At 56.6% G+C, this 14,773-nt stretch carries 11 protein-coding genes; 4 read left to right on the top strand and 7 right to left on the bottom strand.

All coding sequences use genetic code 11. From position 1 onward, the window contains the following. Window positions 1-3 precede the first annotated feature (3 nt). The 4 genes from ACXAGD_RS20245 to ACXAGD_RS20260 form a co-directional block, all read right to left on the bottom strand. Window positions 4-1,791: an ABC transporter ATP-binding protein gene (locus ACXAGD_RS20245; RefSeq protein ID WP_475213392.1), complete on the bottom strand. Its 1,788-nt coding sequence runs from the start codon at window positions 1,789-1,791 to the stop codon at window positions 4-6. A 284-nt stretch (window positions 1,792-2,075) separates the two neighbouring features. Continuing rightward, the gene (locus ACXAGD_RS20250; protein WP_475213395.1) at window positions 2,076-2,777 is read right to left on the bottom strand and encodes a response regulator transcription factor; all 702 of its coding nucleotides are present in this window, start codon (window positions 2,775-2,777) and stop codon (window positions 2,076-2,078) included. Further along, window positions 2,777-4,642 (bottom strand): hybrid sensor histidine kinase/response regulator, encoded by a 1,866-nt coding sequence (locus tag ACXAGD_RS20255; RefSeq protein WP_475213494.1) that lies wholly within the window; start codon window positions 4,640-4,642, stop codon window positions 2,777-2,779. The genes ACXAGD_RS20250 and ACXAGD_RS20255 overlap by 1 nt, the downstream gene beginning before the upstream one ends. Before the next feature lie 105 nt (window positions 4,643-4,747). Further along, window positions 4,748-6,280 carry an alkaline phosphatase family protein gene (locus ACXAGD_RS20260; protein WP_475213397.1) on the bottom strand — a complete coding sequence of 511 codons (1,533 nt, stop codon included), beginning with the start codon at window positions 6,278-6,280 and terminating at the stop codon, window positions 4,748-4,750. A gap of 276 nt (window positions 6,281-6,556) precedes the next feature. On the opposite strand from ACXAGD_RS20260, the gene ACXAGD_RS20265 reads away from it, so the two are divergent. From ACXAGD_RS20265 to ACXAGD_RS20280, 4 genes are read left to right on the top strand one after another with little or no spacing between them, the layout of a single operon-like run. Continuing rightward, window positions 6,557-7,669, top strand: coding sequence for an ABC transporter permease (locus tag ACXAGD_RS20265; RefSeq protein ID WP_475213399.1), 1,113 nt, complete (start codon window positions 6,557-6,559; stop codon window positions 7,667-7,669). 1 nt (window position 7,670) lies between these two features. After that, on the top strand, window positions 7,671-8,486 hold the full coding sequence (locus ACXAGD_RS20270; protein WP_475213401.1) for an ABC transporter ATP-binding protein: 816 nt from the start codon (window positions 7,671-7,673) through the stop codon (window positions 8,484-8,486). Between the two features lie 5 nt (window positions 8,487-8,491). Further along, the gene (locus tag ACXAGD_RS20275) at window positions 8,492-9,808 is read left to right on the top strand and encodes an MlaD family protein (RefSeq protein WP_475213403.1); all 1,317 of its coding nucleotides are present in this window, start codon (window positions 8,492-8,494) and stop codon (window positions 9,806-9,808) included. A 14-nt stretch (window positions 9,809-9,822) separates the two neighbouring features. After that, window positions 9,823-10,455 (top strand): ABC-type transport auxiliary lipoprotein family protein, encoded by a 633-nt coding sequence (locus ACXAGD_RS20280; RefSeq protein ID WP_475213406.1) that lies wholly within the window; start codon window positions 9,823-9,825, stop codon window positions 10,453-10,455. A 47-nt stretch (window positions 10,456-10,502) separates the two neighbouring features. Here the strand turns inward: ACXAGD_RS20280 and ACXAGD_RS20285 are convergent, their stop codons facing one another. From ACXAGD_RS20285 to ACXAGD_RS20295, 3 genes are all read right to left on the bottom strand, one after another. After that, window positions 10,503-12,488, bottom strand: a complete 1,986-nt coding sequence (locus tag ACXAGD_RS20285; RefSeq protein ID WP_475213408.1) for a vWA domain-containing protein — start codon at window positions 12,486-12,488, stop codon at window positions 10,503-10,505. Beyond that, window positions 12,485-13,024 (bottom strand): RNA polymerase sigma factor, encoded by a 540-nt coding sequence (locus ACXAGD_RS20290; RefSeq protein WP_475213410.1) that lies wholly within the window; start codon window positions 13,022-13,024, stop codon window positions 12,485-12,487. Before ACXAGD_RS20290 ends, ACXAGD_RS20285 begins: the two co-directional genes overlap by 4 nt. Window positions 13,025-13,085: 61 nt before the next feature. Beyond that, on the bottom strand, window positions 13,086-14,666 hold the full coding sequence (locus ACXAGD_RS20295) for an FMN-binding glutamate synthase family protein (protein WP_475213412.1): 1,581 nt from the start codon (window positions 14,664-14,666) through the stop codon (window positions 13,086-13,088). Between the last annotated feature and the right edge of the window lie 107 nt (window positions 14,667-14,773).

Below are 14,773 nucleotides of genomic sequence, written 5' to 3' on the forward strand. Positions count from 1 at the left end.
ACGCTATTGCGCAGAAGATACCGCTTCGGACGCGGGCTGTTTGAATTGATGGTCGAACAGTTGACGGAACACACCGTCATTCTCGATCAGAGTCTCAAGATTGCCTTCTTCAAGAACTTCGCCTTCCTGAATGACGACGATCTTGTTAGCCTCAAGAACGGTCGACAAACGGTGGGCGATAACAATCGTCGTTACATTTTCAGTCAACCTGTCCAGAGCTTTCTTAACAAGCGTCTCGGATTCCGCATCAAGGGCACTGGTTGCCTCGTCCAGCAACAAAATTTCAGACTTACGCAGAATTGCCCGCGCGATGGCAAGCCGCTGTTTTTGCCCGCCTGACAAAAACGCGCCGTTCTCGCCGACAGGCGTATTATAGCCGTATTCCAGCTTGGTGATGAAATCGTGCGCATGGGCAGCACGGGCAGCGTCCATCACTTCTTCATCGGTGGCATCCGGGCGCGCGTATCTCAGGTTGTCCATAACAGAGGACGAGAACAGAAATGTCTCTTGCCCAACGTAGGAAATCTTCTGACGCAGCGAGGCAAAGCTAACGCCTTGCAGGTCCTGACCATCAATCTCGACAGTCCCGGAATCGGGGTCATAGAACCGCATAATCAAGCCAAAGATTGTTGATTTGCCGCCCCCGGATTGACCAACCAGAGCCGTCGTCTTGCCGGCTTCGAAAGTCAGGTTCATATTCGAAATGACTGGTGTGTCGCCCTTGTACCCAAAAGTAAGGTCATTGAGGCGAATTTCACCCGGCCCCGTAACCAGGGGCTTGGCGTCGGGGCTTTCCCGCATTTGGTCTTCTTCGTCCAAAAGCTCGAACATCATGCCGATCGGAACCAGTGTGGTCTCGATCGCAACGCGCATCTTTGACAGCCGTTTTGCAGGCTCATAAGCCATCAGCAAAGCCGTGATAAAAGACATCAACTGTCCAGCCGAGGTTGGCTCACTGTCTCCAAAACCGATCGCGCTGATTACCAAAATCCCTGCAATTGCAAGACCTGCCAAAAGTTCCATCAAGGGGCTGGCAATCGCCTGCAACTTAGAAATCGAGTTCGCCCGCTCCTCGACCGTCCGGATAGCCCCGTTCATACGGTTCGCCATATGGTCTTCGAGTGCAAACACCTTGATGATCGTGATCCCGCCCGAGGTTTCCTGCAAAACCTTGATGATTTCAGAAAGTGCCATCATCTCGGACTGCATGATCGCTTTGACACGCTTCAGCAGCATGCGAACGCTGATGAGCGCAACCGGTCCGACAACGAAAAACAACACCGACAGCATCGGCTGTTGATAGATCATAACAAAAATCAGACCGATCAACGTCAGCAGGTCGCGGACAAAGCTTGTCACGACAACATCAACCAGCCGTCTGGCTGCCTGCGCACCCTGAGTCACACGCAGCAACAGCCCCGAAGACTCATTGCGCGAGAAAAACCCAACACCGCGTTTGATCAGCTTTGCGTAGAGGCGTTCTTGCTGGACGGCAATGATACGGTTACCCGCGCGCGCCAAAAAAACCGCCTGAATGTAAGAAGCAGTCGCCTTGCCGACAAACAAGGCAATAACGGCGATAGCGACCAGTCCGACTTTGGATCGCATTTCCGGCTCGGTCATCGCGTTGACGATGTTCTCCATCATCCACGCTGTACCAGCGGTCGTCCCGGCGACACCAACCATGGCCACCATTGCGATACCGTAGAGCCAACCTTGATTTCGAAGGCTTTCGAAGAGCAAACGGCCAATATGTCCGGATTTCCATCTGGCCCAGGTTTTTTTGATCATTCTATTCTCCAAAACCTTCAGCGGTTCCGATGCCTGACGTCGTCATGGTCTCAACCCTATTCCAAATCCGCACATTTGCGGCAATGGTTGGACGCGGTGCTGTTAGTTATGCGCGACTGCGCCAAGAATCCATAGGCAGCGCTCAGATATATCGGTCGATGTGTCCCGGCTGACATCAGGTATTCTCTATTGAGCTTGGTTCGCATGTAACAATTTGTAAACACTTGTCTATTTCATCATTGTGACAAAAATAACAAGCTTACCGCAAGGCATGTATCGGCGTTTTATCGCCACTCGACATCCCCCAAGAAGATATATCCCGCCCCGTAAATCGTCTTGATAAGGCGCGGATTTTTGGGATCTTCACCCAGTTTCGTCCGCAACCGGGATATCCTTACATCCATGGCCCGGTCGAAACTGTCACCTGCGGCACCGCCTAGTGCCTCTTGCATCTGAGCCCTGCTGATCAGGCGTTTGGGGCTTTCCAGAAACATCCGCAATACTTCGCCTTCCGCATGACTGAACGATGTTTCCGCCCCGCTTCCATCTTCTAGAACATAGCGGTCAAAATGCGCGGTCCAACCGTTGAAACGCGCCACGTCTGACTGCGACACTTGCGCACGCGGGGATCGCAACCTTGCCCGGATGCGGGCCACGACCTCGGCGGGGTCGAACGGTTTGGTGATATAGTCATCGGCGCCAAGTTCCAGCCCAGTTACACGATCCTGCACCTGGGCCCGGCCCGAGATGATGATCACCGCCGCCCCCTGTTCCAATGCCAACCGGTGAACAAGCGCCAGACCATCGGTGTCGGGCAAGGACAGATCGACCAGACAAACATCCGGCGTCACGCGCTTCAAAGCGGCTTCGAATTCCCGGGCGCGGGCAAAACACTGGGTGCGAAAGCCCGCCTCTTCCAACGCGTCGGTCAGAACTTGGCGGATTTCGGGCTCATCATCGACAATAGTGACCAATGGTTGTGTCATCAGGCGGCCTCGGTTCGGATCAGTGCAGACAATTGCTGGCGTGTGAACGGTTTACTCAGTACCGGTGCCAACGTTAGTGCCCGCCGATGCAACGGATCGGTATAGGGCAAAGAGGTCATCAGAATGCATGGCAACGCAGGCTTAAGCTGCGCCAGAAGGTCCAAACCGGTCCCCTTCCCTTCCAGCCGAATGTCCGACAGCACAAACACGATGTCCCCGATATCCGCCGTAAGCGCCAGCGCTTCATCGACCGAGGTCGCCTCGATCACCGAGAACCCAAGTTCGACCAGCATGTCCCGGAACTGCCCGCGCAGATCGTCATTGTCTTCGACCAGCAGTACAAGGCCCTCTTGTTTCGGCGGCGCCGGACGGTAAGGCAAACGCATGGCCACCGTCGCGCCCGAAGGGGTATTGCGCAGGTTCAGATCTCCGCCTGCAAGTTTCACGGTATCATAGACCATGGGCAGCCCCAGCCCCGACCCCTTACTGCCTTTGGTGGTAAAGAATGGGTGCAGCGCCTTTTCCAACCCTTCCTTGGAAAAGCCCGACCCGGTGTCCGAGACAGCGATCTCGATCCAGATGTCGCCGATCTTATGGGCACTGATGGTGATCTGACCGAACCCGCCGCAGGCATCGCGCGCGTTCAATACCAAATTCAGCAGAGCGTCCTGAACCATCCCCGGGTCCAGCATCAGCGCTTTGTCGGGCAGTGTGTTGACCACCGACAATCCCACGCCGCGTGGCAAAGAGGGCGAGGCCAGAACGCGCAGATCCTCTAGCAGACCACGCATGTCGGTCGCTTTGGGCTGAAAGGTGCGGTTGCCAGTCATGTCCGCGATCCTGTTCAGCAACTGACCGCCGCGGCGGGCGGTTTGCTGGGTGGCTGCTACAAGCTCGTGCGCTTCGGCGGGTAAATCCATCTTTTCCAGCCGCGACTGCATGCCCAGAATAATCGTCAGCAAATTGGAAAAATCATGCGCCAGTCCGCTGGTCATCTGCGCCGCCATGGCCCGGCGTCGGGTCTGTTGCAGGGCAACGCGCGCCTGAGTTTCCTCTGTAATATCAACCGACATGACATAGACGCCGCCCTCGCCATCCGGAGAAAACGACACACGAATACGGCGGGAATCCTGATCTTCGGTAAACTCGAACACCGAGGCTTCACCGCGATAGGCCTTTTGTAAGTGGGGTTTGACACGCGGAAAGGCCATGGCCCCCAAAGCATCAGACACATGCATGCCCAGAATTTCAGACGGGCGGCCCGGCATGACCGAACTGAGCCGACGGTTCGAATAATCATAGCGCCCGTCCGAATCCAGATGCGCGATATGGGCCGGCATCATTTCCGTCGTCATGCGCGTTCGCGCTTCGATCTCGGTCATTTGACGCTTGGCCTCTTCCAATGCGGCGTTGGTGGCGGCCAGTTTTCGGTTGGTCGCCGAAAGCTCTTCGGCACGGTCCAGCAGTTGGCCCGACAATTCCTCGGACCGGGCGCGCAACAAAGCCTCGGCCTTTTTGGTGTTGGTGATATCGGTGTAAACCGACACCCAGCCGCCTTTTGGCAGAGGAGCCCCTTCGACGGAAATCACCCGCCCATTGGCCCGAACACGTTCCATGTAGTGCGGTTCAAAAGTTAGCGCCTGTTGAACCCGCACGTTCACGACGGCCTCGACATCCGCATCCGCGCCGTATTCGCCCCGCGCGGCCAGATAGCGGATCGTATCGTGGAATTGCGCCCCAGGTTGGACCAGTTCATCCGGTAAATCGAACATCACCTGAAACGGTCGGTTGCTGACCACCAGCCGCAACTGGCTGTCATAGATCGACAGGGCCTGCCCGATCAGGTTCAGACCGGCGGTCGTCATTTCTTTTACGTGCTGTACGGTAATGTCCAAGTTTGCCCTCCCCGCAACACATGCGTAACACCGGATCTGTCATAGGTGTAGAGGGTACGGACGCGACAGATTGGGTCAGTATCGCGGTTTGGTCTTTGCCCCGTCGGATGTCAGAGAACACAGCGACAGCGTGTGATCCATGTTACGCATCCGATGCCGCAGCATCATCCGGCCCAGACGCGCCAGGTCGGCCGTATAATCTGGGTTATCGGCAACATTCTCCATTTCGCCTTTGCCCTTATGGTCAAACAATAGCGGCGGGAGGTCAGCGGCGAACTCGACCAGAGTAAACCGATCGTCCCGCAAGATACCCAGGCACGAGTCGCTGTTTCCCGTGCCCAGTTTCTGCTGCCACAAGCTAGGTTTTTCAGGTGCCGAGAAATCAAGTTCGCTGAACAAATAGCCGCGCCAATCGTCTGGCACCTGCCCTTGCAGCAGCGGCATCAGGGATCGCCCGTCCATCGCGTTCGGAACAGAAAGCCCGGCCCAGTCCAGAATTGTGGGGGTGATGTCGATGGATTCAGTCGGCACGGTGACAACAGTTCCCGCCTGATCCTGATTGCCGGGCATCCGGATGATTAGCGGCGTATGATAAGCCGCGTCGTAAACCGTCATCTTGCCCCAGGTGTGGCGATCCCCCAGCATCTCTCCGTGATCCGCAGTAATAACGACGAGAGTATCGTCATATTGTCCGCTATCCTTGAGAAACTGGATAACCCGGCCGACATGGTGGTCCACCTCGGTCGCCAGCCCCAGATAGACCGAACGCAGTGTGCGTGTGTTTTCAGGCGTGGGATCCAGCGTATCAAACCCTTCGATGAAGTCTTGCGCCGATTGCTTCTCCATCGCCGGGCCGAAGAAGGGGTGGATAGCGCTTTCTTCAGCTATTTCGGTAAAACCAGTCGGCAGCGGCAAAGCCTCCGGATCGTACATGTCATTGTACGGCGCTGGCGCGACCAGGGGCGGATGCGGCCGGATATACGTCAGATGCGCAAACCAGTTCTGATCCTTGAAGGGCGCCATGCTGCTCAGAAACGCGTCCGTCAGAAAGGCGGTGTCGCTGTCTTCGGCCCGATAAAGCGCCGGGTCATTCAGGCGAGGGGCGCCACCGTTTGGCGGAACCGGTTTGAAAACGTCCCAGTATTTGTCGAATTCGTACCCCTTCTGTATCAGATACGACCGCCACGGAAAGGACTCCTCCAACCGCATTTCGATGACTTCATGAAACCCTTCCATTGGGTTTTCATAGGATTTCAGGATCGGGTCACGCGGATCATACACCCGCGGGTCAGCGGAAGTGTCGGTATAACCGAACAACATGGGCAGATACCCGGCTTTCCGCATCTCGGTCGCGATATTCGGAGTGTCATGCCGCAGGGGCGTGCCGTTGCGAATTGACCTGTGGTTCATCGCATATTGACCCGTCAGGATCGAGGCGCGCGATGGCCCGCAGGGGTTGGTCACAGAAAAGTGCCGATCAAAAGTCACGGCCTCGTCCATGAACGCACGCAGGTTTGGTAGATCGACATGATCCGCAAGAGCGCCGCTCAGGCAATCTGCCCGCAACTGATCAATGATGATGAACAGGACATTTCCGGGTTTCTGCATGTGACCTAACCTGATTCCACCGAGGCGATTCAGGTGTGATCATTGGCGCGCTTCGGGCGATCCGGCAACCACTTCCTGATCTCGGGTTTTGATCAGGCTAAAAAATTTGAACTTTAACGAAAAACAGGTTTGATTCACGCAATCGGTTGCGTCGATGCCGGGACGATCCGAAATTGTCACACTGATGCTATTGTGCGGCAGCAATTCCCGGCGGTGCGCAAAAAATCCGTTGCAGCCCAACACGGTTTCACCTCTCATACGGCCATGACGCAGCCCATGATACATTCGGACCCTGACGCCGACGGCATCTGCCTGCGTATTTCGGGCGAAATGCTGACCCAGTCTCTGGAAAAAGTGGAACAGGCATTTGCAGCGGTAAAGCCACAGGGTGGCAAGGTCACCTTTGATCTATCTAAGGTCGAGGCGCTGGATACCGGCGGGGCATGGCTGATTGCCGATTTGGCACGGCGGGTGCGCACCGGCGGAGCTGATGTCCGGTTCGAAGGGCTAAGCCCTGCCCATTCCGCGCTATTGAAGACCGTGGCTGACAACATACCTGAGGAATCCGCGGGCGAAGTCGAACGTCCCAGCTTTGTCGACTGGGTCGCCAGCATTGGACAGCGTACCGTCGGTGCGTGGAAAGACACGCTCTCGATGTTGAGTTTTTTGGGCCTGACACTGCATCGTCTGGTCCGAACCCTCGTCATGCCTTGGCGGTTGCGACGGGCCGCTTTGGTGTCGCAGATGGAAGAGGTCGGATTCAAGGCGATCCCGATTGTGGCCCTAATGGGTTTCCTGATCGGCGTTGTTCTGGCCTTTCAAGGGGCCACACAGCTGAAACAATTCGGGGCCGAGATTTTTGTGGTCGAGCTGATCTCGATCTCGGTACTGCGTGAACTGGGCATCCTGCTGACAGCCATTATCGTCGCTGGCCGGTCCGGGTCGGCCTTTACCGCATCAATTGGCTCGATGAAGGTGCAAGAAGAGATCGACGCCATGCGCACGCTGGGCCTGGACCCGATCGAAGTGCTGGTGATCCCGCGAGTCCTCGCCCTGCTGATCATGTTGCCGATCCTTGGCTTCATTTCAGATATGGCTGCCCTTTTCGGTGGTGGTTTGATGAGCTGGATAGACCTTGACATCAGCCCCGGCATGTTTGTGACCCGGTTGAAGGAAAGCACCGGTATCTGGCACTTTGCGATCGGGATGATCAAAGCGCCTTTCTTTGCGCTGGTGATCGGCGTGATCGCCTGCTGGCAGGCAATGCAGGTCAAGGGCTCGGCTCAGAGCGTCGGCCAGAGAACAACCGCCTCAGTCGTACAAGCCATTTTCATGGTCATTGCGCTGGACGCGCTGTTCTCGATCTTCTTCTCGGCGTTGGATGTCTGATATGGACGGGACCGTGCTGGAACAAACGTCGGACACCAACACCCAGCGAGAGGCCGTGATCCGTGTGCGCCACCTGACCAACCGGTTCGGGCCGCAGGTGGTGCACGATAACCTCAATCTGGATGTCTGGCGTGGCGAGGTGCTGGGTATTGTTGGCGGATCGGGCACCGGTAAATCCGTATTGCTGCGAACAATTGTTGGGCTGAACAAACCCGCCGCTGGCAGCATCGAAGTACTGGGCGTCGACGTGTTGAACGGCCCTGAACAGGAGCGCCGGCGCATCGAAAAACGCTGGGGCGTGGCGTTTCAGGATGGCGCGCTGTTTTCCTCGCTGACCGTGTTGCAGAACGTCATGGCACCGCTGCGCGAGCATACCGGGATCAGCGAAAGGCTGATGCAGGCCTTGGGCAGCTTAAAAATCAGCCTTGTCGGTCTGCCACAACTGAGCTGCGGCAAATTCCCATCGGAACTGTCCGGCGGCATGCGCAAACGCGCAGCTCTGGCCCGCGCTTTGGCGTTGGACCCAGAGATCGTGTTCCTAGACGAGCCTACCGCCGGGTTGGACCCGATCGGGGCTGCGGCCTATGACGAGTTGATCGGAGAATTGCAGCACGCGCTAGGTCTGACCGTTTTCATGGTCACCCATGATCTGGATAGCCTTTACGCCATATGCGACCGCATTGCGGTTCTTGCAGAAAAACGCGTTCTGGTTGAAGGACCGATTGAAGAAATGACCAAAGTTGATCATCCTTGGGTGCAGGAATACTTCACCGGCCCCCGGGCGCGCGCAGCGCAAGAGAAGGGGCAGGATAGGTAGAGACCATGGAAACCCGAGCGAACTATATCCTGATCGGCGCTTTCACCCTTGCGGGTATTCTGGGCGCATTTGGCTTTTTCCTCTGGCTCGCCAAATTCGAGGTATCGCGGCAATACGCCTATTATGATGTGCTATTCGACAATGTCTCGGGCCTGTCGGCCGCGGGTGGTGTCAGCTATAACGGTCTGCCGGTCGGTCAGGTGGTCTCGCTGCAACTGGATGATGACGATCCGTCAAAGGTGCGGGTCAAGCTTGAGGTAGACGCCGATATCCCGGTGACCGAGGATACGGTCGCACAACTGCATTCCCTAGGTGTAACGGGGGTCAGTTACGTCGAGCTAACCGGAGGATCGGCTAGCGGAACGCGGCTGCCACAGAACAGCGTGATCAAAAGCAAACGCAGCCCGATCCAGTCGCTTTTCGAAGGCGCACCAAAAGTGCTGGACGAGGCCGTCACGCTGCTGGAAAACCTGAATGCCGTGGTTGATGACAAGAACCGCAAATCGGTCAGCGACATCCTAGAAAACGTAGCCTCGGCGTCGGGCAAGCTGAACAAGACCCTCACGGATTTCGAGAACCTGTCAACAGATCTGGGTGGTGCGGCCAAGAAACTTGGTGATTTTACAGATCGATTGGACAAGTTGGCCGATACAGCTGAAACCACTTTGACAACAGGAACGGATACGCTGAACAGCGTTAAAACGGCCTCGGAATCTGCGACCGCTGCTTTAGACAGCGCAAAGACCACGGTTGAAACCGCAGACCGCGTCATACAGCAAGATATCCGCCCGCTGATCGAGCGTGTGACGGTTTTGGCCGACAACCTGAACGGCTTGTCGGGTGAGGCCGACGTTGCCCTGGCAACAATCTCGGAAACCTTCCTGAACGCCAACAAGACACTGGGTTCGATCACCGGCGCGATGGAGACGGCAAAAGGCACGCTAACTTCAGCCGAGCGCGCCTTTGACTCGGCCAACAAAGTCATAAACGAAGATGTCGGTGCAGTTATGGACGACATCCGTACGGCGGCGAATGAAGTTTCCTCGACCGTAAAAAACGTCACCGAACGGCTGGACGATATCTCGGCTGACATCCTCAGCGCATCCCAATCCGCCTCAGAGCTGTTGGGAACCATTGACGGTATCGTGCAGGCCAACCGCCGCCAACTGTCTGATTTCCTGCGGGTCGGCTTGTCACAATTCACGCGTTTTGTCGAAGAGTCACAGCGCCTAGTCATCAGTCTGGACCGTCTGGTGGACAAGGTCGAACGCGACCCGGCGCGCTTCTTACTTGGAACCCAGGCATCGGAGTTTCGTCAATGATTAGGCTATTTCTTGTGGCTCTGGCCCTTGTATCGCTGGGGGGTTGCACGGGTCTGGGGACATTGCGGCAGGCCTCAAAACCTAACGACCTGTACCTGCTGACACCAAAAAGCACCTTCTCTTCGTCGCTGCCGCGCGTTCAAAGGCAGATCGTGGTGCAGGAACCAACAGCCACCGCAGCAGTCAACACCGATCAAATCGCAATCCAACCGACGCCATTGCAGGTTCAATACCTGCCGCGCGCCCGCTGGGTGGATCGCGCGCCGCTGATCGTTCAGGCACTTCTGGTTGAAAGCTACGAAAACAGTGGAAAGGTCGCGGCCGTTGGCCGATCAACCGTTGGTCTGCGTGCGGATTATGTCATCGTCCCTGACCTGAGAGAGTTTCAGGGCATGGTTGTAAGTGATGTTGACGGGAATCAAACCATCAGGGTGGAAGTGCGCATCAACATCAAAATCATCGACGAATTCGAAGATAAGATTATCGCTTCGAGTTCCTTCCGGGAGTACGTGATTGCAAACAGCGATCAAACCCCCGATCTCGTGAGGGCTTTTGACGAGGCACTTGGCAAAACCATGCGAGATGCAGTGGAATGGAGTGTGCGCAGAATCAACACTCATGCCGCAAACAATCCCCAGAGTTATTAAAACGAGAAAGACGGGCGCTGCAGGAATACAGCGCCCCAAGACATGCCTTACTGCGACAGCGTTTCAGCCAGGCGCATAAGGGTAACCGCCTCGGTGCGATAGCCGAACGGATCCTCACCCTTGGAGCCATTGGCCAACGCGATCGCATCCGCGTAGGACCATCCGCCCAGGTACTCTCCACCGCGTAGCAATTGACCAAACCCAGCGATGGCATAAGAGAACCGGACATCCCTGGTCGCCTGCCCCTGCCCCGGCAGGATAGGTTCCTCAATCAAATGGCTTTCAGTCTCACCGGGCGTTTTGTAGCGCATCTTGAAGAATCCGATCTCAGTTGACCCATCGGATACCGACTGTTCAGCATAGCGCAGCGGACCGTTTCGAATTGCGTCCGAGCCGACCGGTGTAACCTCGTAGATCGCGGTCACGGTATGGCCTGCGCCGATATCCCCCGCATCCACCTTGTCGTTCGAGAAATCCTCACGCCGCAGGGTACGGGTTTCGTATCCGATCAGACGGTACTCGGCGATTTGCGCAGGGTTAAACTCAACCTGGATCTTGACGTCATTGGCAATCGGGAAGAGGACCCCAGTCAACTGGTCGACCAGCACTTTGCGTGCCTCGCCCAGCGTATCAATATAGGCCGCTTGTCCGTTGCCGTTTTGCGCCAGTGCCTGCATCGTCGCATCGTCCAGATTGCCACGGCCAAAACCCAGAACGCTCAGGAAGGTGCCACTTTCGCGTTTGCGTGCGATGAAGTCTTTCAATGCGTCTGGGTCCGACGGGCCAACATTGAAATCGCCATCGGTGGCAAGGATGACGCGGGTCACATCTCCGTCCTCGGCCATGCCTTCGGCCACCTGATACGCCTGTTGCAACCCGGCTTGACCTGCTGTCGAGCCACCGGCCTCCAACTGCTCCAGTGCGGACAGAATCTTGGTTTTTTCGGACGCCTCAGTCGGTTCCAGTACCTGTCCGACGCTGCCCGCGTAAGTGACAATCGAAACCTGATCCTCGGGGCGCAATTCTGAAAGCAATAGCCGGAAGGATTGCTTCAGCAAGGGCAGTTTGTTCGCATCCTGCATCGACCCCGAGGTGTCGATCAAAAAGACAAGGTTCAGCGGCGGGCGGTCCTCAATCTGAGGAAGTGCACCCTGAATGCCGACATGGACCAATTGCGTACCCTCGTTCCAAGGTGTTGGAGAAACGGTAATTGTCGACCGGAACGGTGCATCCCCTTCAGGCGCGGGATAGCTATAAGGGAAATAGTTCACCATCTCCTCAACCCGCACCGCATCTTTCGGTGGTAGCTGGCCACGCAACAAGGAGGATCGGATGATCGCGTAAGAAGCCGTGTCGACGTCAATCGAGAATGTCGATACCGGGTCTTCGGCCGTGATCTTCAGCGGGTTGGTGTCGGCATTGGCGAAGGCTTCGGTGTTCTGTTCAGGGGCGATTTGAAGATCACCTTGAACAGGTGAAGGCGCTGTTGAGACGGTGCCGCCAATCAACCCTGCACTCTCCATAGGCTCTGTTGTGGCTCCCAAACTTATGGCCGCCCGTTTGTTCAAATCGCGGGGGCGCGGTAAAGACGGCATAGCCTCTTCCAGAACCATCAGCTCCTCAACAATCGAATCCGGCAGAGCATCCTGCGATAGGCTGCGGTCCTCCTCAGCCTCCCGATCGGGTTCCACCGCTTGAACCGGCGCCTCGGCCCGGCGGTTTTCGGTCCAGGATGTGGGGTTCACCACGTAATCTCGGGTCTGCGGCAGGATCACAATCAGCGCCACAGCAGCGATTGCGGTTGTCGCGGTCAAAGCACCGCGATGCGAGAGGGCATTCAACATGGATTTCGCTCCTTCTGTCATGCGGGCCATCAGGCCTCGCTTGACAGTCGGACGCATGCCGGCACGCGATCCTTGGGCGCGGGCGAAATTTTTCTGCGCCTGTTCCAGGTTTTCCGCCCGCCGTTGCGCGTCCGGCTTGGGCGTCGCGACGTCCATCAGCGTTTTGAGGTCTTCAAGATCGTCTGTCATGGGGCCAGCTCCTGTTGCCGCAGGGCGCGCAGGCGTTTGCGGATATCCGACATGCGCCAGGATACTGTGCCCTCGGATACGCCCAGCACTTCGGCGGCTTCGGCATGCGTCATTTCCTCTTCCAGTGTCAGGGCCAGCGTGTCCTGCAGATCCTGTGGCAGCGATCGCATCGCACGTTGCAACCAATCGACGGCTTCGGCAGTTTCTGCAACCTCGGCCCGACGCATCTGTTCGACATCGCCCCACCCCACTGCAGCACGGTTGTGACTGACCTGACGGCGGCGTGCGTCTTCGGCAGCGTTGACGACAACCCGGTACAGCCAGGTGGTGAATTTGGCTTGCGCCCGGAAACCGGCAATCTTGGCCGGCAAGGCCGCACAGATATCCTGCGTCAGATCTTCGGCCTGATCAGCCCGTCCGGTAAGGCGAAAGGACAGGCGAAAAATCCGGTCGTAATGCCGCGCCAACAGGGCAGCAAACGCATCAGCGTCCCCTTTCGCAGCGGCTTTGGCCAGGTCCTCATCGGATGTTGTCATACGCATCACGATGGGTAAGACGGATCGAAAAGGTCAATCCTTGGTGGCGGGGCGAAAAAAATCAGAAATGATCCGCTGAGGCCATTTTCCAATCCGCTGCAAATCCATCCGGAATCGTGTCCGTCAACAAAGCGCCTTCGTCGATGAATGTATACAGATCGGCATAGGACCATTCCCGTTCATCCGCCGTTCGACGACGAATATCACCTGGTCGCAGGTCCGAGACCTTTTCCTTGCCCATCGCCCCCAGAAGCTCGCGAAAGCTTTCAAGCGTAGCGTCGTGGAAACGATGCACCCGTTTGCGTTTTTGCGGCACATGAACGGCACGACCGCGGATCGGGTCTTGTGTCGCCACACCCGAAGGACAACGGTTCGTGTTGCAGTGCAATGCCTGAATGCATCCTACCGCAAACATCATCGCCCGTGCCGCATTGCACATGTCCGCCCCGAGCGCGAATTTTTCGACCATGTCATAACCGGTAGCCACCTTACCCGAGCAGATGACCCTGATCTTGTCACGCAGTCCGACGCCCCGCAGACAGTTATTGACGAAAATCAGTGCCTCGTTCAGCGGCATCCCCAGACGGTTGGTGAATTCAACCGGGGCCGCACCGGTGCCGCCCTCCGCCCCGTCAATGGTGATGAAGTCGGGCAGAATGCCGGTTTCCAGCATCGCCTTGCAAATGGCCATAAACTCGGACGGCCTGCCGATACACAGCTTGAAGCCAATGGGTTTGCCGTCCGACATCTCTCGTAGGTGTTGGACGAAATTTAACAGGCCGGTTGGCCCTTCAAAAGCAGAATGGATTGGCGGGGAGATAACATCCTGATGCTCGGGCACACCACGAATTTCCGCGATTTCCTTATCGACCTTGGCTGCAGGCAATACCCCACCGTGAGACGGCTTCGCGCCTTGCGAAAGCTTAATCTCGATCGCTTTGACCACGTCCTTCTTGGCCTTTTCGGCGAATAGGTCCTTATCGAACCCCCCTTCTGGCGTGCGGCAGCCGAAATATCCGGTGCCGATCTGCCAGATGATGTCTCCACCCTCGGCAAGGTGGTGTGGAGACAGACCGCCTTCGCCTGTATTATGTGCGAAACCACCGTCCTTGGCGCCACCATTCAACGCCCGGATTGCATTGGCGCTGAGCGCACCGAAGCTCATGGCGGAAACGTTCAGACGCGAAGCGCTGTAGGGTTTGGTGCATTGTGGACCGCCCAACATGATCCGCTCTTCGCTTTCCGGCACGTCCTTGGGCGCGAGCGAATGATTGGCCCGATGGTAGCCCACCGTCAGGATATCGTATTGGGTACCAAAGGCTTGAGTATCGACCTGCCCTTTGGCCCGGGAATAGACAAGACTGCGAATGATCCGGTTATAAGGACGACCGCTTTCGTTGGTTTCCACAAAGTACTGCCGAATTTCAGGGCTGACGAACTCCAGCATGTACCGGAAATGGCCCAGAACAGGGTAATTGTTCAGAACGTTATGCTTGGTGGTCAGCATGTCATACAGACCGATCACGGCATAAGGGATCAGGATCACCAGCAGCCAATGGGCCGGTGGCCAGAAAAAACCCCACAGCAATGTCAACGGAAGGCACACGTAGCTCAGGATGTAATAGAGTCTGCGTACAATCATTTCGTGCTCTCCCAAAGTGTTGCCAAACCAATTGTGTAGCAACCGTGGATCAAATCGGCTTTTGATTGCAAGCATTTGTACCCAACCTCACTGGATTGAGCGGGCTT

It is taken from the genome of Ruegeria sp. ABF4_144, from assembly GCF_056160045.1.

Coding starts and splice junctions, on each gene's coding strand:
- ACXAGD_RS20250 (WP_475213395.1), bottom strand. CDS start 2,777: ATGACACAACCATTGGTCACTATTGTCGATGATGAGCCCGAAATCCGC.
- ACXAGD_RS20285 (WP_475213408.1), bottom strand. CDS start 12,488: ATGACAGACGATCTTGAAGACCTCAAAACGCTGATGGACGTCGCGACG.
- ACXAGD_RS20255 (WP_475213494.1), bottom strand. CDS start 4,642: ATGACGACCGCCGGTCTGAACCTGATCGGGCAGGCCCTGTCGATCTAT.
- ACXAGD_RS20260 (WP_475213397.1), bottom strand. CDS start 6,280: ATGCAGAAACCCGGAAATGTCCTGTTCATCATCATTGATCAGTTGCGG.
- ACXAGD_RS20270 (WP_475213401.1), top strand. CDS start 7,671: ATGGACGGGACCGTGCTGGAACAAACGTCGGACACCAACACCCAGCGA.
- ACXAGD_RS20295 (WP_475213412.1), bottom strand. CDS start 14,666: ATGATTGTACGCAGACTCTATTACATCCTGAGCTACGTGTGCCTTCCG.
- ACXAGD_RS20290 (WP_475213410.1), bottom strand. CDS start 13,024: ATGACAACATCCGATGAGGACCTGGCCAAAGCCGCTGCGAAAGGGGAC.
- ACXAGD_RS20245 (WP_475213392.1), bottom strand. CDS start 1,791: ATGATCAAAAAAACCTGGGCCAGATGGAAATCCGGACATATTGGCCGT.
- ACXAGD_RS20275 (WP_475213403.1), top strand. CDS start 8,492: ATGGAAACCCGAGCGAACTATATCCTGATCGGCGCTTTCACCCTTGCG.
- ACXAGD_RS20265 (WP_475213399.1), top strand. CDS start 6,557: ATGATACATTCGGACCCTGACGCCGACGGCATCTGCCTGCGTATTTCG.